Source organism: Dongia sp. agr-C8 (genome assembly GCF_054658695.1).
Map to the genome: position 1 here is coordinate 441,193 of NZ_BAAGHZ010000001.1, position 18,167 is coordinate 459,359.

Here is an 18,167-nt window from a genome sequence, read left to right on the forward strand (position 1 = left end):
GATCCCAACGACAGGATTAAAAGAATTTCCCTCTGAAGGGACGAATGTCAATCTGGATCGGGATATCAGGGGGAGCCAGCCATGCTGAGAACCGGTGCGGATTACCGCGACAGCCTGAAGGACGGGCGGCAGGTCTGGATGAACGGCGAGCGGGTGAAGGACGTGACGTCCCATCCCGCCTTCAAGCCGATCGTCGATATCCGGGCCCGGATCTACGACATGGCCCATGAAGACAAGTTCAAGCCGGTGATGGCCTATCGCGAGGGCAACCAGGAGAACTGCATCGGCTACAAGCTGCCGCATACGCGCGAGGACTGGGAGGCGAAGCGCCGCTCGATCGACGCGGTGATGCGGGAGATCAACGGCTATGCGGTGCGGGTCGGCGACGAGACCGTCGGCGAGATGTGGTCGCTCTACGACGGCCGCGATGTCCTGAACGAGGTCGATCCGCAATTCTCCGCCAACATCACCCATCATATCGATCGGGTGCTCAACACCGACATCTTCCATGTCTCGGCCAACACCGACCCCAAGGGCGACCGTTCAAAACGCCCCCAGGACCAGGACCCGGACATGCTGCTGCACCTGGTCAAGGAGACCGACAAGGGCATCATCGTCCGCGGCGCCAAATACGAGACCGCGGCCGCCTATGCCAACCAGGCCTTCGTCAAGCCGACCATCGCCAATTGGGGCGACGACAAGCTCTCGGATTATGCGCTGGGCTTCATCTGCGACATGGGCGCGCCCGGGCTGAAGCATATCTGCCGCACCGGCTTCGCCGGCCGCGGCAAGGCCGCGGATTACCCGCTCTCCAACCGCTGCGACGAGGTCGATACCTTGCTGGTGTTCGACGACGTGCTGGTGCCCTGGGAGAATGTGCTCTTCTACCGCCACACCCGCGCGGCGGCCTATATCCGAGGCACCTTGCACCGCTACAGCGCCTATCCCTATACGCTGCGCCTGCTCTACATCGCGGATCTCATGCTGGGCGCCGCGGCCTTCAACGCCAAGCAAACCGGGCTCGACGTGCAGCAGGCGGTGCGCGAGAAGCTCGCCTTGCTGGTGCAATACCGCGAGACCATCAACGCGCATCTCCTCGCCTGTATCGCGCTGGCGCAGCCAAGCCCGGGCGGGTTGCTGATGCCAAACCCGTCAATGCTCTATACCGGGCGCTATTACGCGATCAATCAGCTGCCCGCCATGATGCATGTGGCGCGCGAGCTCTGCGGCGGCCAGATCTGCGTGACGCCGGACAAAGCCGCCTTCGCCGATCCCGAGATCAGCAAATGGCTCGACAAATACTATTCGGTCAACGAGCATTGGCAGGCGGAAGACCGCCGCCGGCTGCTGGCCTTCGCGCGCGACCTGCTGAATTCCGACCGCGCCGGGCATATGCTGACCTTCGAGCTGTTCGCTCAGTCGCCGCCTTATGCGCATCTGAACGCGATCTACATGAATTACGATGTCAAGGACGCGCTCAACTACGTCAAGGATTGCGCGGGCCTTTCCGACCGCGTCATGGAGCAATGGAGAAAACGCTAAATGGCCTATAGCCACGTCCGCCTGCGGAAGTTCAACACCGCCAGGACCTACCCCGAGCAGAAGCTCGACAACGACCTCTCGATGTCGGTCCGCGCCGGCAATTTCGTCTTCCTGCGCGGCCAGGTCGGCCAGGCGCTGGACGGCCGGAACGTCGGCACCGGCGACGCCGCGGCCCAGACCGAGCAGGCGATGGCGAACGTGAAGCAGCTCCTGGAAGAGCAGGGCGCGAAGCTCGCCGATATCTGCAAGATCGTGATCTATCTCACCGATCCGCGCTATCGCGAGGCGGTCTACCGCGTGATCGGCAAGTGGCTGAAGGGCGTCTACCCGGTCTCGACCGGCCTGGTGATCCAGGCCTTGGCCCGGCCGGAATGGGTGGTCGAGGTCGATGTCTTCGCGGTCATCCCCGACAGCCGCTTGAAATCCATCCCCGAACCGGCGGAACATCTGCAGTGGAAGGACACGGCGGACGCCGCCGACAAGAAGTCTTCCAAGAGCAAGGGCAAGCGGAAGAAATCGAAATGACCTTCTCGATCGCGGGGCGTTGTTCCCGCACCGGCATGTTCGGCATCGCGATCTCGACCTCGTCGATCGCGGTGGCCGCGCGCTGTCCCTGGGCCCGCGCCAAGGTGGGCGCGGTCTCGACCCAGAACGTGACCGATCCGCGGCTCGGGCCGAAGGGGCTCGATCTGCTGCAGCAGGGCCTGCCGGCGCCCGATGCGATGAAGCAGCTGATCGCGCATGCGCCGCACAGCGAATACCGCCAGGTCACCATGATCGACACGGAGGGCCGCACCGCGGTCTGGAGCGGCGCCAAGGTGCTCGGCACCCACGGCGCCGCCGAGGGCAAGAACTGCGTCGCGGCCGGCAACCTGCTGCAGAATCCCGGCGTGCCGCGGGCGATGGTCAAGGCCTTCGAAGGCGAGACCGAGATGACTCTGCCGGAGCGGCTGCTGGTGGCGCTGGAAGAGGCGGTGGTCGCCGGCGGCGAGGCCGGCCCGGTGCATTCGGCGGCCCTGCTGGTGATGGACCAGCAGCCCTGGGCCCTGGTCGACCTGAGGGTCGATTGGGCCGACGAGAATCCGATCGGCGGTGTGCGCAAGCTCTGGGAGGCCTATCGCCCGCAGATGCAGGATTACGTCACCCGGGCGCTCGACCCCTCCGCGGCGCCGAGCTACGGCGTGCCGGGCGACCCGGGCCGCTAGGCCCGCTTCTTCTTCTCCCCGCGCTTCAGGATGTAGAGGCAGCTCGCGACCACGATCGCGGCGCCGATCATCATGGGCAGGGTGAGCACGTCCTGCCAGAAGATCCAGCCGATCGCCGTCGCCCAGATCAGGCCGGTATAGTCGAGCGGCGCCACCAGCGACGCTTGCCCGTAGCGGAAGGCCTGGTTCAGGCAGAACTGCCCGGCGGTGCCCATGATGCCGACCGCGATGAACAGCAGCGCGTCATGCAGGTTCGGCGTGATCCAGTAGAAGGGCATCGCGCAGCCCAGCACCACGACCACGACCAGCGAGTAGTAGAAGAGGATGGTGTGGCTGGGCTCGCTGGTCGACAGCTGGCGCGAGGAAACCTGCGTCGCCGCCCAGAGCGCGGCGGAGATCAGCGCCAGGATCGAGCCCAGCTCCGGCGGCGCCGAGCTCGGGTTGGTGAGCAGCTGAAGAATGCCTTCGGGATCGAGGCCCTTGGTGCTGGGCTGCGCGATCAGGATCACGCCGACGAAGCCGACGATGACTGCACTCCAGCGCCGGATGCCGACATGCTCCTTCAGCATCGGGATCGAGATGATGGTGACGAAGATCGGCGAGGCGAGGCCGATGCAGACCGCGGTCGGCAGCGGCACCAGCTTCAGCGCCAGGTAGAAGCAGAGCATGGTGAGGAGATTGCAGGCCGAGCGGATGAGGTGGCCGCCGATGCGCCGGGTCTTCAGGCTGCCGAGTCCGTGGCCGCTGCCGGCGGCGAAAGCCAGCATCATGCACAAGCCCAGCGAGTATCGCAGGAAGGCGATCTGGCCGACCGTGTAGCCGTCCGCCAGCCACTTCACCAAGCCGTCCATCGAGGTCAGCAGGAAGGCCTGGGCCAGCATATAGACGACGGCCCGGCCCGGCTGGTTGCGCAAAGCCGGTCGGGCAGGCCCCGGTTCGGGGGTGCCGACGTCCACGGTCGATTGTTGGGTCACGTTGCCAGCAGACCTGCTGAAAGGGTAGTGTTGGCCGAATTATGCAATTCCGCCGGGAGCTTGGCTAGATCTCATGCCGCTCGATTTCGTCCATTCCGCCTGCCCGCATGACTGCCCGTCGACCTGCGCGCTCGAAGTCGAGCGGCTGGCTCCGGATCGCATCGGCCGCGTGCGGGGCGCCTCCGAGAATCCTTACACCGCCGGCGTCATCTGCGCGAAGGTCGCGCGCTATGCCGAGCGCCAGCATCACCCGGACCGGCTGGCCCAACCTTTGCGGCGCGTTGGCCCCAAGGGTGGCGGGCGCGACGCCTTCCGGCCGATCTCCTGGGACGATGCGCTGGACGAGATCGCGGAGCAATTCGTCGCGGCCGAGCAGAAATACGATTCGACCGCGGTCTGGCCGTATTTCTACGCCGGCACCATGGGCCTGGTGCAGCGCGACGGCATCCATCGCCTGCGCCATGCCAAACGCTATTCGCTGGAGAAGGAGACGATCTGCGTCGCGCTCTCCGATGCCGGCTGGATGGCCGGCGTCGGCGTCATGCGCGGCGTCGATTCCCGCGAGATCGACGAATCCGACCTGATCGTGGTCTGGGGCGGCAATCCGGTCGCGACCCAGGTCAACGTGATGACCCACATCTCGCGCGCCCGCAAGAACCGCGGTGCCAAGCTGGTGGTGATCGATCCCTATCGCACCGGCACCGCCGAGGCGGCCGATACCCACCTGATGTTGAAGCCCGGCACCGACGGCGCGCTCGCCGCCGCGGTCATCCATGTGCTGTTCGCGGAAGGCTTCGCCGACCGTGATTACATGGCGAAGTATGCCGACGACCCGGCGGGCCTCGAAGCGCATGTGCGGTCGAAGACGCCGGAATGGGCGGAAGGCGTCACCGGCGTGCCGGCCGAGGAGATCCGGAAGTTCGCGCGGCTCTACGGCAGCACCCAGCGCGCCTATATCCGCGTCGGCTATGGCTTCTCACGCAGCCGCAACGGCGCCGGCAGCCTGCATGCCGTGACCTGCCTGCCGACCGTGACCGGCGCCTGGCAATACAAGGGCGGTGGCGCGCTCTATTCCAACCGCTCGATCTATCACCTGGACAATTCGCTGATCATCGGCGCGGAGATGAAGGATCCTGGCGTCCGCGCCCTCGACCAGTCGCGGATCGGCGCGGTGCTGACCGGCGACAAGCGCGATCTCGGCGATGGCCCGCCGGTCGCGGCGCTGCTGATCCAGAACACCAACCCCATGGTGGTCTGCCCGGACCTCAAGAAGGTGCACCAGGGCTTTGCCCGCGAGGACCTGTTCGTTGCCGTGCATGAGCAGTTCATGACCGAGACCGCGGCGGTCGCGGATATCGTGCTGCCGGCCACCACCTTCCTGGAGCATGACGACATCTACCGCGCCAGCGGCCACAGCTTCCTGCAGGTGACCAGGAAGGTGGTCGAGCCCTATGCCGAGGCGCGGCCCAACCATTATGTGATCTGCGAGCTCGCCAGGCGCCTGGGCTGCACCCAGCCCGGCTTCTTCATGAGCGAGTGGGAGCTGATCGACGACATGCTGAAGAAGTCGGGCTGGCCCGGCGCCGACGCGCTCTATGCCAAGCATTGGCATGACTGCATGCCGGCATTCGAGACCGCGCATTTCCTCGACGGCTTCGGCCATGCCGACAAGAAGTTCCACTTCCATGCCAACTGGGCCAAGCTCGGCAGCGATGTGCAGGGCATGGCGGACCTGCCGGATTTCTCTCCGGTGATCGACGCGGCCAACGACGACCATCCCTTCCGGCTGGTCGCGGCCCCGGCGCGGCAGTTCCTGAACTCGACCTTCACCGAGACGCCGGGCTCGCGCGGCCGCGAGCGGCGGCCGACCTTGCTGCTGCATCCGCAGGATGCGCAGAAGCTCGGCATCGCTGAAGGCGGCAAGGTCGAGGTCGGCAACAGGCAGGCGACGATCTCGCTGCATGCCGGGTTGTTCGACGGGCTGCAGCGCGGCGTGGTGGTGATCGAGAGCATCTGGCCCAACGCGGACTTCCCCGGCGGGCTCGGCGTCAATGCGCTGACCAGTGCCGAGCCGGGCAAGCCCGGCGGCGGCGCGGTGTTCCACGACACGGCGGTCTGGGTTCGGTCCGCCGCCTGACCATGCGTATGCATCATGGAGAGTGAGCGGCCGGGGGAGTTGGCCACGCAAATCCTATCGGGGGATAGCATGAGCGCGAAGCCTTACATCATCGTCGTCGGCAACGAGAAGGGCGGGTCGGGCAAATCGACCGTCGCCATGCATGTGATCGTGGCGCTGCTGCTGGACGGGTATGACGTCGGGTCGATCGATCTCGATTCCCGGCAGGGGACGCTGACCCGCTATTTCGAGAACCGGCAGCACACGGCGGAGGGTCTGCCGAAGAAGCTGCCGCTGCCCGAGCATGTCTCGATCGCCCGCAGCAAGGCCACCTCCGTCACGGAAGCGACGGAAGAGGAGGCCGAGGCGCTCGACTTGGCGCTGAAGCAGCTCGGCAAGATGGATTTCATCGTCATCGACACGCCGGGCAGCGACAGCACCCTGTCGCGCCGGGCGCATATCCTGGCCGACACGCTGATCACGCCCTTGAACGACAGTTTCCTCGATCTCGACGTGCTGGGGCGGGTGGACAAGACCGGCAAGCGCGTGACCCGGCCCAGCATCTATGCCGAGATGGTGTGGGACCAGAGGAAGCGCCGGGCGGCGGCCGGCGGCAAGCCGATCGACTGGGTGGTGTTGCGCAACCGCCTCACCACGCTGGACGCCCGCAACAAGCGGGAGATCGCCCGGCTGCTGGGCGAGCTTTCCAAGCGGATCGGCTTCCGGATCGTCCCCGGCTTCACCGAGCGGGTGATTTTCCGCGAGCTTTTCCCGCGCGGGCTGACCCTGCTGGACCTGACCAAGGTCGAAAGCGGGATTGAATTGGCCATGTCGCATGTCGCCGCACGCCAGGAAATTCGCGAGCTTGTCACCGCCCTGAAACTGCCGGGAACCCGCAAGGCGAAGCGGAGTTGATGACGGCACGGGATTGTGTCACCAATCCCTTCAGTCTCCCCCAAGCTTCGAGGACCCATCCATCATGCGAAAGCCTGTGCGCAAGGCCATCTTCCCGGTCGGCGGTCTCGGCACGCGTTTCCTGCCCGCCACCAAGGCGATGCCGAAGGAAATGCTGCCGGTCGTGGACAAGCCGCTGATCCAATACGCGGTCGAAGAGGCCCGCGCCGCCGGGATCGAGGAATTGATCTTCGTCACCGGCCGCGGCAAGAGCGCGATCGAGGACCATTTCGACTATTCCTATGAATTGCAGGACACGCTGAAAGCGCGCGGCAAGAAGGCCGACCTGAAGATCGTCGAAAGCCTGCTGCCGACCCCCGGCAACATCACCTATACCCGCCAGCAGGAGCCGCGCGGTCTCGGCCATGCGGTCTGGTGCGCCCGCCACCTGGTCGGGGGCGAGCCGTTCGCCGTGCTGCTGGCCGACGACCTGGTGCAGGCCGAGGTCCCGTGCCTCAAGCAGATGGTCGAGGTCTACAACAAGCTCGGCGGCAACCTGGTCGCGGTGATGGACGTGCCGCGCGAGCATACCGACCGCTACGGCATCCTGAAGACTGGCGGCGAGAGCCGCGGTGTCGTGGAAGCGCTCGGCCTGGTGGAGAAGCCGAAGCCGGACGTCGCACCCTCCACGCTCTCGATCATCGGCCGCTACATCCTGCAGCCGGAAGTGATGGACCATCTCGGCGCCCAGGAGCCGGGTGCCGGCGGCGAGATCCAGCTGACCGACGCCATGGCCAAGATGACCGGACGCGGCCGCTTCCATGGGCTGCGCTTCAAGGGCAAGCGGTTCGATTGCGGCGACAAGGTCGGCTGGCTCGAAGCCAACATGGCCTATGCCATCGCCCACCCGCAGATCGGCAAGGCCTCGAAGCAGAGCGTGCTCGATGCCGCCGCGGCGCTGAAGAACTGAGTTGGTTGCTGCCTTTCACGCTCTCCCCTAGCATGCGCGCCATGCGAGGGGAGAGCGTGCATGACGCCCGAAGAATTCCGTAAGGAAGCCCATCGGCTGGTCGACTGGATCGCCGATTATCGCGCCGGTGTGGCGAAACGTCCGGTGATGGCGCGGGTGAAGCCGGGCGAAATCCGCGACCGGCTGCCGAAGGCGCCGCCGCAGCAGCCGGAATCCTTCGACGCGATCTTTGCCGATCTCGAGCCGCTGATCGCCGCAGGCACCTCGCATTTCCAGCACCCGCGCTTCTTCGGTTATTTTCCCGCCAACAGCGATCTCGCCTCGGTGCTCGGCGACTATCTGAGCACCGGCCTGGGCGTCATCGGCCTTTCCTGGCAGGCCAGCCCGGCGCTGACCGAGATCGAAGAGGTGATGCTCGACTGGCTCCGCCAGATGTGCGGCCTTGGCGACAGCTGGCGCGGCGTCATCCAGGACACCGCCTCGACCAGCACGCTGGTCGCGCTGATCTCGGCGCGCGAGAAGGCCACCAACTATTCCCTGGCCAAGGAAGGGCTGCAGGCCGAGGCCGCGCCGCTCATCGTCTACGTCTCCGGCCATGCGCATTCCTCGGTGGACAAGGCGGCGACCCTGGCCGGCTTCGGCGCGGCGAATATTCGCCATGTCGCGGTCGATCCGGATTTTGCGATCAAGCCGGATGCCCTGCGTGCGGCGATCGCACAGGACCTCGCCGCAGGGCTGACGCCCTGCGCCATCGTCGCCACCGTCGGCACCACCACGACCACCGCGATCGACCCGCTCAAAGCCATCGGCGCCATCGCCAGGGAGTTCGGGCTCTGGCTGCATGTCGATGCGGCGATGGCCGGCTCGGCGATGATCCTGCCGGAATGCCGCTGGATGTTCGAAGGGATCGAGGCCGCGGACTCGCTGATCCTGAACCCGCACAAATGGCTCGGCGCTGCCTTCGACTGCTCGACCTACTATGTGCAGGACCCGGAGCATCTCGTCCGCGTGATGAGCACCAACCCGAGCTACCTCCAGACCAAGGTCGATGGCGCGGTCACCAGTTACCGCGACTGGAGCATTCCGCTCGGCCGCCGCTTCCGGGCGCTCAAGCTCTGGTTCCTGCTGCGCAGCAACGGCGTCGCTGCCCTGCAGGCACGGCTGCGGCGCGACATCAGCAATGCGCAATGGCTCGCTGACGAAGTCAGGAAGACGCCGGGCTGGCAGGTGCTGGCGCCGGTCCATCTGCAGACCGTCTGCATCCGCCACGAGCCGGCCGGCCTCTCCGGCGACGCTCTGGACAAGCACACGCTCGCCTGGGCCGACGCCGTCAACCAATCCGGCGGTGCCTATGTGACGCCGGCGACGCTGGAGGGGCGCTGGATGGTCCGGGTCTCGATCGGCGCCATCCCGACCGAACGCGAAGACGTGGCTGCGCTGTGGCAGCTGGCGCAGGATTGTGCGGCGGCGCGTTAGTCTCGGCACGCATCACGCTTGAGGTGCGACTGAAGGCTCTATCCGCCGAGCTTATTCAGCAACCGCTCGATCGCGCTCTCCAGCGCGTGCCGCTCCGTCGCGCTGAGATCATCCAGCAGATGCCGCGCAAACGTGGCCGCCTTTGGCGCGAGATCATCATAGGCGGCCCTGCCTTTGGGCGTCAGCGACAAAGGCTCCTCGCGCCGGTCCTCATCGCTCCCCGCACGGTGCACGAATCCCAGGCGCTCCAGCTCGGCCACGGCGCGGCTGACCTTGGTCTTGTGCATCCGGCTGTGGGCGGCGATCGCCTTGGCGGTGATCGGGGCGTATTGGCCCAGATGGGCCAGGACCCGCCATTCCGGAACGGCCAGGCCATATTTGTCCTTATAGAGGCGGGACAAGGCCCGGCTGACCGCCTCCGCCAGGATGTCCAGGCGGTAGGGCAGGAAGCGGTCCAGATCCAACGTGGCGGGCTTGACCATTGGGTGCATCTGCAACTATATTAGTTGCAAGTGTAACCATATCGGGCCGGATTGTCCAGCGGAGGACGGCATGAGCAGCGCGAAATACATCGCCTTCCCCAGGGTCGAGGGCCTCGCCTCGCGCCAGGCCCATGCCGATCTGCCGGAAGGCACCTTCGAGCGCGAACTCGGCAAGGAGGGCTTCTTCGGCCCGGCGACACACATGTATCACCGCCACGCGCCGACCGGCTGGCGGCACTGGGAAGGACCGTTGCGCCCGCGTGCCTACGATCTCACCGCCATCAACCAGACCGGCGCCTCACCCTGGGATGCGAAGCTGGTCCTCGGCAATGCATCGGTGAAGATGCGGCAATGGCGCTTCTCCGGTCGGATGGATCACCTGGTGCGCAACGCCGACGGCGACGAGCTCTTGTTCGTGCACGAGGGTGCGGGCGCGCTCTATTGCGACTACGGGCATCTGCCGTTCACCACCGGCGACTATATCGTGCTGCCGCGCTCGACCATGTGGCGGATCGAGACCACGGCGCCGGTCACCATGCTCCTCTTCGAATGCAGCAACGGCTCGATCCGCACGCCCGAACGCGGCTCGGTCGGCCGACACGCGGTCTATGACGAGGCGATGCTGGAGACGCCGCGGATCGACGACGCCTTCAAGGCGCAATACGACGAGCGGGAATGGTCGGTCGTGGTGAAGCGCCGCGACCTCCTTTCGACCGTGACCTATCCGTTCAACCCGCTGGATGCTGTGGGCTGGCATGGCGACCTGGCGCCGGTTCGCCTCAACATCGCCGACATCCGGCCGCTGATGAGTCACCGCTATCACCTGCCGCCTTCGGCGCACACCACCTGGGTCGGCAACCGCTTCGTGATCTGCACCTTCGTGCCGCGGCCGTTCGAGACTGATCCCGGTGCCTTGAAGGTGCCGTTCTTCCACAACAACGACGATTACGACGAGGTGATCTTCTACCACGCCGGCGATTTCTTCAGCCGCGACAACATCAAGCCCGGCGTCATCACCTGGCACCCCTGCGGCTTTACCCACGGGCCCCATCCGAAGGCCTTGCAACGCATGTACGAGGCGGCGAAGCCCGCGACCGACGAATATGCCGTGATGCTGGACACCCGCGATGCTTTGGATGTCGGGCCGGAGATGGACGCGGTCGAGATGCGCGCCTATGCGGAAAGCTGGATGACCCCGGAACCAGTGAAGGCGCCGAAACGCAAATGAAGCTCGCAACCCTCCGCGCCGGTTCGCGCGACGGACAGCTGGTTGTCGTCTCGCGCGATCTCACCCGCTGTCTCTCGGTCATGCCGATCGCGACGCTGCAATCGGCCCTCGATGAATGGGACGCGGTCAATGCCAGTTTGCGGACGTATTCCGACCGGGTGAACGCGAGCGACAAGGGCACCGCGCCCTTCGATCCGCAGAACTGCCTCTCGCCCTTGCCGCGCGCCTATCAATGGGCGGACGGCTCGGCCTATGTGAACCACGTGGCGCTGGTGCGTCAGGCGCGCGGCGCGGAAATGCCGGCGAGCTTCTGGACCGATCCCTTGATGTATCAGGGCGGCTCGGATTCCTTCCTCGCGCCGCACGAACCGATCCGCGGCGACGAAAGCTGGGGCATCGACTTGGAGGCTGAAATCGCCGTCGTCACCGGCGACGTGCCGATGGGCGCATCCACCGAAGCCGCGGCGAAGGCGATCCGGCTGGTGATGCTGGTGAACGACATCTCGCTGCGGAACCTCATCCCCGGCGAGCTCGCCAAGGGCTTCGGCTTCTTCCAGTCGAAGCCGAGCTCGGCCTTCTCGCCGGTGGCGGTGACTCCGGATGAACTGGGCGAAGCCTGGGATGGCGGGCGCCTGCATCTGCCGTTGCTCTCGTCGCTGAACGGCAAAGCGTTAGGCAAGCCGAATGCCGGCATCGACATGACCTTCGACTTCCCGGCCCTGATCGCCCACGCGGCGAAGACCCGCCCGCTGGCGGCGGGGACCATCATCGGGTCCGGTACGGTCTCCAACCGGGGCACCGACGGCGGGCCGGGGAAGCCGGTGGACGAGGGCGGGGTCGGCTATTCCTGCATCGCCGAGCAGCGGGTGGTGGAAACCATCCGGACCGGTGCGGCGAAGACCCCGTTCCTGAAATCCGGCGACCGGGTGCGGGTCGAGATGCTGGACACCGACGGGGTTTCGATCTTCGGCGCGATCGACCAGGCGGTGGAAGCGTCTTCCCGCTGACCGCGCGTCGCGCTATACCGCGACCATGAGCGACAAAATCCGCATCGGCATCGATCTCGGCGGCACCAAGATCGAGGTCCTGGCCATCGATCGCGACGGCAAGGAGCTGGCGCGCCACCGCGTGCCGACACCGCGCCATGACTATGCAGGCTCGATCACGCTGATGGCCGAGCTGGTCGCGCGGCTGGAAAGCGAGACCGGCAAGAGCGGCACCGTCGGCGTCGCCATTCCCGGTTCGATCTCCGCGATCACCGGCCTGATCAAGAACGCCAACTCGGTCTGGCTGAACGGCAAGCCGCTTGACAAGGATCTCTCGGCGGCGATGGATCGCGAAGTCCGCTGCGTCAACGACGCCAACTGCCTCGCCGTCTCCGAGGCGACCGACGGCGCAGGGGCGGGTGCTGCGGTGGTGTTTGCCGCGATCCTCGGCACCGGCACCGGCGCAGGCATTGCCTTTCGCGGCCGGGTGCATAACGGCCCCAACGGCGTCGCCGGCGAATGGGGCCACAATCCGTTGCCCTGGCCGAGTGTTGACGAGTATCCGGGACCGGCCTGCTATTGCGGCAAGCATGGCTGCCTCGAAACCTGGATCTCCGGCAGCGGTCTCGAGGCCGACTATGAACGGACCACCGGCACGCGACGCACCGGCCGCGAGATTCTGGCGCTCACCGCTAACGGCGACGCGCTAGCGGAGGCGGCGGTGCAACGCTACGAAAGCCGCCTCACCCGCGGTCTCGCCCATGTGATCAACGTGCTGGACCCCGATGTGATCGTGCTCGGCGGCGGCATGTCGCGGATCGCGCGCCTCTACCCGGCGCTGAACGCGAATCTCAAGGACTATGTCTTCGGCAAGGAGTTCGCGACGCCGATCCGCCCCGCCTTGCACGGCGATTCCAGCGGCGTCCGGGGCGCTGCCTGGCTCTGGCCGAAGGACTAGGATCGAGGTGGCGGGAGACCGTCACCTCTTCACCGAAGATCCCGCGCGGGCGCAGCAGCAGGATCGCCGCCATGATCACGCCGATCGCAACGATCTGCAAAGCGGCGGCGCGGGCCTGCTGCTCGGGTGGGAAGATCTCGGTCATCGCGGCACCCGAGGCACTCCACAGCGCCCAGACCACGACGGCGCCGATCACCGCACCCTTGTTGTTGCCGGAGCCGCCGATGATCAGCATCGCCCAGGTCTGGAAGGTGATCGCGGAAAGGTAATTCTCCGGCGCGATGAAGCCGATGAAATGGCCCTGCACCGCGCCGGCGAGGCCCATCACCGCGCTGCCCAGCACGAAGGCCTGCAGGCGGAAGAGGTTCGCATTCTTGCCGATCGCCCGCGCCGCGGTCTCGTCCTCGCGGATCGCCCGCAGCACCCGGCCCCAGGGGCTGCGCACCAGCCGCTCCAGGGCGAGGAAGACCACCAGGGTGACCGCGGCGACCAAGGCGAGGTTGGCGAGATTGAAGACGAGCGGATTCTCCGCGAGGGGGTTGAAGGGCCGCGGGATGAAGGCGATGCCGAAGGGCCCGCCGGTGACGCTTTGGGCGTTCAAGGCGAAGAGCTGGATCACGATGGCGATGCCGAAGGTGGTGATCGCGAGATAGTCGGCGCGGAGGCGGAGCGTGATCGCGCCGATGACTGCGGCGGCGAGCCCTGAGCCGATCATGGCGCCGATCCAGCCCACCGCGATGGGCAGGCCATAGCCGCCCCAATGCTCGCCGGCGGGCGTGGTCAGCATGGCGGAGATGTAGGCGCCGATGGCGACGAAGCCGGCAACGCCGACATTGAAGAGGCCGGTCTGGCCCCATTGCAGGTTGAGGCCGAGGCAGATCAGCGCATAGGAGAGCGCGGTCGTGAGGAAGAAGGAGAGATAGGCGACGACTTCCATCGTCAGCCCTCCGGCTTGCCGAAGAGACCGGCCGGGCGCACCAGCAGCACGGCGATCAGCAGCAGGAAGGCGACCGCGGCGCGATACTCGGCACCGACGAACTGCACCGCCATGGATTCGGCCAGGCCGACGATCAATCCGCCGACGACCGCGCCGGGCACGCTGCCGATGCCGCCGAGGATCGCCGCCGCGAACATCGGCAGCAGCAGGTCGAAGCCCATATGCGGGCGGATCTGCACGGTGATCCCGGCGACGATACCGGAGGCGCAGGCGAGCGCGCCGCCGATCAGCCAGGTCTTGCGGATGACGCCGGCGACGTCGATCCCGGCGACTGCGGCAAGGCTCGGATTCTCGCTGACCGCGCGCATCGAGCGGCCGATCGTGGTCCGCGTTATCAAGAGGTGCATGCCGACAACCAGGATCAGCGTGAGGCCCAGCATCAGCATCTGGTCCGGCGTCACCCGGATGCCGAAGCCGATCGGCATGGCGATCTGCAGCTCGCGGCTGAAATATTGCGGCTCCGCGGTGAAGATAAACTCGAGCAGCGCGCGCAAGGCCATGGAGGCGCCGAAGCTCGCCATCACCAGCACGATCGCATTGCCGTGCTTGCGCAGCCTGGCGAACAGCAGCCAGTCGAGCGCCAAGGCGAGGCATCCGGTGAAGCCCATGGCGACCAGGCCGGCAATCAGCACTGCCCAGCCAATCGAGAAGGGGCCGACCGGCGCCAGCTCCATGCCGACGCCGAGCCCGATCAGGCCGGCGATCACCAGCGCGGCATAGGCGCCCCAGGCGATGAACTCGCCATGCACGAAATTCGCGAAGCCGAGGATGGAATAGGTGAGGGTGACACCGATGGCGCCCAAGCCCACCATCGCCCCGATCAGCAATCCGTCGGCCAGGAACTGGAGATTCATGATGCCGGACTCGCCGGTGCCACCGGATCGCCGCCGAAATAGAGATGCGCGATGATTGGATCTTCGCGCAGGATCGCGGCCGGCCCGTCGTGCCGGTTGCGGCCCTCCGCCAGGACATAGGCGCGGTCGGCCAGCGCCAACGCCGCGCGGACGCTCTGTTCGACCAGCAGGATCGCGACGCCGGAATCCCGCACCCGCTTCAAGGTCTCGAAGACATCCGCCGCGACCTTGGGCGAGAGGCCGGCCGAGGGTTCGTCCAGCATCAGCACCTTAGGCTCGACCAGCAGCGCCCGGGCGACGGCCAGCATCTGCCGCTGCCCACCGGAGAGACGCCCGGCGGTCAGTGACTTGCGCGCGGCGAGGGCGGGGAACATCTCGTACATTGCGGCGACCCGATCGGCCCGGCGGGTCTTGGGCAGGATCGCCGCGGCGAGCTTCAAGTTGTCGTCGATCGACATCGCGCCGAAGACATTCTCGGTCTGCGGCACGAAGCCGAGGCCGCGGCGGATCAGGAGATGCGGCCGCAGCCGCGTGATCTCCTGATCGCCGAGCCAGACCTGGCCCGACGACATTGGCACGAGCCCGGCCACCGCCTTGATCAGGGTCGACTTGCCGGCGCCGTTGGGGCCGAGCAGGGCGACGATCTCCTGCGCGTTGAGCTCGAAGCCGACGCCGTTCAGGATCGGCAGGTCCGGCTCATAGCCGGCGACGATGCCTGCGGCGCGCAGCACGCTCATGCCCCCATCGCCTTCGCAGGGGCCCCGAGATAGGCGTCGATCACCCGCGGGTCGCGGGTGACCTCGCGTGGACTCCCTTCGCAGAGCAGGCGGCCCTCCACCATCACCAGCGCGCGGCTGCACAGCCGCGTCACCATGTCCATGTTGTGCTCGATGATGAGGAACGTGACGCCCGTGGCGTTGATCGCGTGGATGCGGTCGATGATGGTCTCCAGCAGGCTGGGATTGACGCCGGCCGCCGGCTCGTCGAGCAGGATCAGCTTGGGATCGGCCATCAGGATACGCGCGAGCTCCAGCAGCTTGCGCTGGCCGCCGGAGAGCACGCGCGCCGGCTCGCGCGCAAGGCGGGTGAGCGTCACGAAGTCGAGCAGCCGCATCGCCTTCTCAACGTTGAGCCGCTCCTGCTCGCGCACCGTCTTGCCCGGCAGCCAGTTCATGAGGATGCGCTCGCCGGCCTGGCCGCGCGCGGCCGTCAGCATGTTCTCCAGCACGCTCATCTGTCCGAACAGGCGCGGGATCTGGAAAGTGCGCCCCAGGCCGAGCTCGAGCCGGCGATGCGCGGCGAGGTCGTCGATGCGGCGGCCGTTCAGCAGGACTGTGCCGGCGCTCGGCTTCAGGCTGCCGGCCAGGAGGTTGAACATCGTGGTCTTGCCGGCGCCGTTGGGGCCGATCAGGCCGGCGATCTCGCCTTGCCGGACCTGCAGCGAGACGGCATCGACGGCGGCGACGCCGCCGAAATGTTTGGATACGGATCGGGTCTCCAGCATGTCCCGGTCGTCAAGTTCTAAAAGACATGCGGCAACGGCGCTTGTGCTTGAAAGTTACGGGGTTTTCCCGCTTGATGGCGCCACGTTAGTCGGGCGGTTTCGGCCGCGCAAGGTCAATCGGGGCGATCCATGGCCGCGTCGAAAAAGCCGCGCAAACCAAGCGTGGATGAGAGCTTCGAGCTCTACGATCTGAAGGTGGAAGTGACGGCGCCGAAGGGCGGCAAGATCTATTGCGGCGCCAAGCCGGGGGATTATTTCGAGCTCAAGGGCGAGATGCTGCACCTGCCGCCGGGCCAGGGCTTCTCCATTTATTCCCTGGGCGCGCTCTTGCCCTTGCTGGCGGCGAAGCAGCGCCCGGTCGATGCCCATGACTGGATGGCGACCGACGCGGAGGTGGCCTGTCCCGACCCGAACTGCTCGACCCGTTTCAAGATCACGCGGACCGGCAAGCGCAAATTCCAGCACAGCGCGACCACCGCCGTGAAGCTGCAGAAGAAGGCTGGTTGATGGAAACGCGCGAGATCCGGCCCGGCTATCGCATCACCCGCATCATCCGCGGCGGCTGGCAGCTGGCCGGCGGCCATGGCGATGTGGAGCGCGATGCGGCGATCGGCGACCTGGTGGCCTCGGCGGAGGCGGGGATCCTGACCTTCGACTGCGCCGACATCTATACCGGGGTCGAGGAGCTGATCGGCGCCGCGCGCCGCGCCTATGCGGACCGGCACGGCGCCGCGGCGCTGCGGGCGATCAAGGTGCACACCAAGTTCGTCCCCGATCTCGCGCATCTCCATGAGGTGGACCGGATCTACGTCCGCACCATCGTCGAGCGCTCGCTGCGCCGGTTGGGCATGGAGCGGCTGGACCTGGTGCAGTTCCACTGGTGGGATTATGCGGTGCCGGGCTGTCTCGATGCCGCGCGCTGGCTCGAAGAGCTGCGCGAAGAAGGCAAGATCGACCTGATCGGCGGCACCAATTTCGACACGGACCATACCGAAAAGCTGGTCGCGTCGGGCGTGCCGCTCGCCACGATGCAAGTGCAGTATTCCCTGCTCGACGCGCGTCCCGAGCATGCGCTGGTCGCCGCCGCGCGCCGGCACAACATCCATCTGCTGGTCTACGGCACGGTAGCGGGCGGCTTTCTCGGCGATCGCTGGCTGGGTGAGAAGGAGCCGGAAGCCCCGCTGGAGAATCGCTCGCTCACCAAATACAAGCTGATCATCGACGATTTCGGCGGCTGGGATCTGTTCCAGGCATTGCTCAAGGCGCTCCGCCATGTCGCCGATCGGCACGGCGTCGATATCGCGACCATCGCCAGCCGTTACATGCTGGACCTGCCGCAGGTGGCCGCGGTGATCGTCGGCGCGCGCAACCGTGCGCATCTCTTCGCCAATCTCAAGATCGCATCCGTGAAGCTCAGCGATGCCGATCGCGCCGAGATCGGCGCCGTCCTCGCCCAACGCCAGGGCCCGGAAGGCGACACCTTCGAGCTGGAGCGCGACCGCGAGGGCCGGCACGGCCGGATCATGAAATACAATCTGAGCAAGGTGGCATCATGAGCGAACGGCTGGTCGATCTGGCGATCCGCGAATGCGTCGAGCTGCACGAGTTCTTCCTCGCCTGGCTCCGCCCCCACAACGGAACCAAATTGGACCCGGCAAGGTTCGAGCGTGCCTTCGATCCCGGGTTCCGCTTGGTGGGACCGGATGGCGGCGTGCGCGACCGCGCGGCGATCGTCGGCTGGCTGCATGACCTGAGGGAAGGCCGCGGCGCCGATTTTCGCATGGAGGTCTCGGATTTCCGCGCGGTGTGGCAGGAAGGCGACGCCATATTGCTGGAATATGTCGAGACACAGTATCTTCAGGGCAAGACAACCCAGCGGCAATCCACGGCTTTGCTGAAACGGGCGCAAGCTGCGCCTATCGGGATCGTCTGGGTGCATCTGCAGGAGACCTGGCTGCAGGCGGCCGCATAAACCAACCGG

The 18,167-nt window shown here is 66.4% G+C and carries 19 protein-coding genes; 13 read left to right on the plus strand and 6 right to left on the minus strand.

Features of this window, described 5'->3' with window-relative positions; genetic code table 11:
• Positions 1-81 precede the first annotated feature (81 nt).
• From ACYQ4T_RS01930 to ACYQ4T_RS01940, 3 genes are read left to right on the plus strand one after another with little or no spacing between them, the layout of a single operon-like run.
• Entirely contained in the window at positions 82-1,542 is a 1,461-nt protein-coding gene (locus ACYQ4T_RS01930) for a 4-hydroxyphenylacetate 3-hydroxylase family protein (RefSeq protein ID WP_459850355.1), read from the plus strand.
• The gene (locus ACYQ4T_RS01935) at positions 1,543-2,067 is read left to right on the plus strand and encodes a RidA family protein (RefSeq protein ID WP_459850357.1); all 525 of its coding nucleotides are present in this window, start codon (positions 1,543-1,545) and stop codon (positions 2,065-2,067) included.
• A complete protein-coding gene (locus ACYQ4T_RS01940; RefSeq protein WP_459850359.1) occupies positions 2,064-2,747 on the plus strand; it encodes a DUF1028 domain-containing protein in 684 nt (227 codons plus the stop codon). The genes ACYQ4T_RS01935 and ACYQ4T_RS01940 overlap by 4 nt, the downstream gene beginning before the upstream one ends.
• Here the strand turns inward: ACYQ4T_RS01940 and ACYQ4T_RS01945 are convergent.
• Positions 2,744-3,721 (minus strand): DMT family transporter, encoded by a 978-nt coding sequence (locus ACYQ4T_RS01945; protein WP_459850361.1) that lies wholly within the window; start codon positions 3,719-3,721, stop codon positions 2,744-2,746. The genes ACYQ4T_RS01940 and ACYQ4T_RS01945 overlap by 4 nt on opposite strands.
• 73 nt (positions 3,722-3,794) lie before the next feature.
• On the opposite strand from ACYQ4T_RS01945, the gene ACYQ4T_RS01950 reads away from it, so the two are divergent.
• From ACYQ4T_RS01950 to ACYQ4T_RS01965, 4 genes are all read left to right on the plus strand, one after another.
• A complete protein-coding gene (locus ACYQ4T_RS01950) occupies positions 3,795-5,858 on the plus strand; it encodes a molybdopterin oxidoreductase family protein (protein WP_459850363.1) in 2,064 nt (687 codons plus the stop codon).
• A gap of 69 nt (positions 5,859-5,927) precedes the next feature.
• Positions 5,928-6,752: a division plane positioning ATPase MipZ gene (locus ACYQ4T_RS01955; RefSeq protein ID WP_459850365.1), complete on the plus strand. Its 825-nt coding sequence runs from the start codon at positions 5,928-5,930 to the stop codon at positions 6,750-6,752.
• Positions 6,753-6,816: 64 nt separating this feature from the next.
• The gene (galU, locus tag ACYQ4T_RS01960) at positions 6,817-7,701 is read left to right on the plus strand and encodes a UTP--glucose-1-phosphate uridylyltransferase GalU (RefSeq protein WP_459850367.1); all 885 of its coding nucleotides are present in this window, start codon (positions 6,817-6,819) and stop codon (positions 7,699-7,701) included.
• A 60-nt stretch (positions 7,702-7,761) separates the two neighbouring features.
• The gene (locus ACYQ4T_RS01965) at positions 7,762-9,177 is read left to right on the plus strand and encodes a pyridoxal phosphate-dependent decarboxylase family protein (RefSeq protein ID WP_459850368.1); all 1,416 of its coding nucleotides are present in this window, start codon (positions 7,762-7,764) and stop codon (positions 9,175-9,177) included.
• A gap of 38 nt (positions 9,178-9,215) precedes the next feature.
• On the opposite strand, the gene ACYQ4T_RS01970 is transcribed toward ACYQ4T_RS01965, so the two are convergent.
• A complete protein-coding gene (locus tag ACYQ4T_RS01970; protein ID WP_459850369.1) occupies positions 9,216-9,659 on the minus strand; it encodes a MarR family winged helix-turn-helix transcriptional regulator in 444 nt (147 codons plus the stop codon).
• 70 nt (positions 9,660-9,729) lie between these two features.
• Between ACYQ4T_RS01970 and ACYQ4T_RS01975 the strand changes: the two genes are divergently transcribed.
• From ACYQ4T_RS01975 to mak, 3 genes are read left to right on the plus strand one after another with little or no spacing between them, the layout of a single operon-like run.
• Complete coding sequence (locus ACYQ4T_RS01975; RefSeq protein WP_459850371.1) at positions 9,730-10,887, plus strand: homogentisate 1,2-dioxygenase; 1,158 nt, start codon at positions 9,730-9,732, stop codon at positions 10,885-10,887.
• Positions 10,884-11,894, plus strand: coding sequence for a fumarylacetoacetate hydrolase family protein (locus tag ACYQ4T_RS01980; protein WP_459850372.1), 1,011 nt, complete (start codon positions 10,884-10,886; stop codon positions 11,892-11,894). The genes ACYQ4T_RS01975 and ACYQ4T_RS01980 overlap by 4 nt, the downstream gene beginning before the upstream one ends.
• 25 nt (positions 11,895-11,919) lie before the next feature.
• Entirely contained in the window at positions 11,920-12,831 is a 912-nt protein-coding gene (gene mak / locus ACYQ4T_RS01985) for a fructokinase (protein WP_459850374.1), read from the plus strand.
• Here mak and ACYQ4T_RS01990 read toward each other — a convergent pair.
• The 4 genes from ACYQ4T_RS01990 to ACYQ4T_RS02005 are packed head-to-tail and all read right to left on the minus strand — an operon-like array spanning position 12,725 to position 16,186.
• A complete protein-coding gene (locus ACYQ4T_RS01990; RefSeq protein WP_459850376.1) occupies positions 12,725-13,768 on the minus strand; it encodes a branched-chain amino acid ABC transporter permease in 1,044 nt (347 codons plus the stop codon). The two genes, mak and ACYQ4T_RS01990, sit on opposite strands and share 107 nt — an antisense overlap.
• A 2-nt stretch (positions 13,769-13,770) precedes the next feature.
• The gene (locus tag ACYQ4T_RS01995) at positions 13,771-14,682 is read right to left on the minus strand and encodes a branched-chain amino acid ABC transporter permease (protein WP_459850377.1); all 912 of its coding nucleotides are present in this window, start codon (positions 14,680-14,682) and stop codon (positions 13,771-13,773) included.
• On the minus strand, positions 14,679-15,419 hold the full coding sequence (locus tag ACYQ4T_RS02000) for an ABC transporter ATP-binding protein (protein WP_459850379.1): 741 nt from the start codon (positions 15,417-15,419) through the stop codon (positions 14,679-14,681). The genes ACYQ4T_RS01995 and ACYQ4T_RS02000 overlap by 4 nt, the downstream gene beginning before the upstream one ends.
• Positions 15,416-16,186, minus strand: coding sequence for an ABC transporter ATP-binding protein (locus ACYQ4T_RS02005; RefSeq protein ID WP_459850381.1), 771 nt, complete (start codon positions 16,184-16,186; stop codon positions 15,416-15,418). Before ACYQ4T_RS02005 ends, ACYQ4T_RS02000 begins: the two co-directional genes overlap by 4 nt.
• A gap of 129 nt (positions 16,187-16,315) precedes the next feature.
• Here ACYQ4T_RS02005 and ACYQ4T_RS02010 point away from each other — a divergent pair, with 129 nt between their 5' ends.
• Genes ACYQ4T_RS02010 through ACYQ4T_RS02020 form a run of 3 tightly spaced genes read left to right on the plus strand, consistent with a single transcriptional unit; the run spans position 16,316 to position 18,158 of the window.
• Positions 16,316-16,693, plus strand: a complete 378-nt coding sequence (locus ACYQ4T_RS02010; RefSeq protein ID WP_459850382.1) for a TIGR04076 family protein — start codon at positions 16,316-16,318, stop codon at positions 16,691-16,693.
• A complete protein-coding gene (locus ACYQ4T_RS02015) occupies positions 16,693-17,742 on the plus strand; it encodes an aldo/keto reductase (RefSeq protein WP_459850384.1) in 1,050 nt (349 codons plus the stop codon). The genes ACYQ4T_RS02010 and ACYQ4T_RS02015 overlap by 1 nt, the downstream gene beginning before the upstream one ends.
• A complete protein-coding gene (locus ACYQ4T_RS02020) occupies positions 17,739-18,158 on the plus strand; it encodes a DUF4440 domain-containing protein (protein ID WP_459850385.1) in 420 nt (139 codons plus the stop codon). Before ACYQ4T_RS02015 ends, ACYQ4T_RS02020 begins: the two co-directional genes overlap by 4 nt.
• Positions 18,159-18,167: the final 9 nt, after the last annotated feature.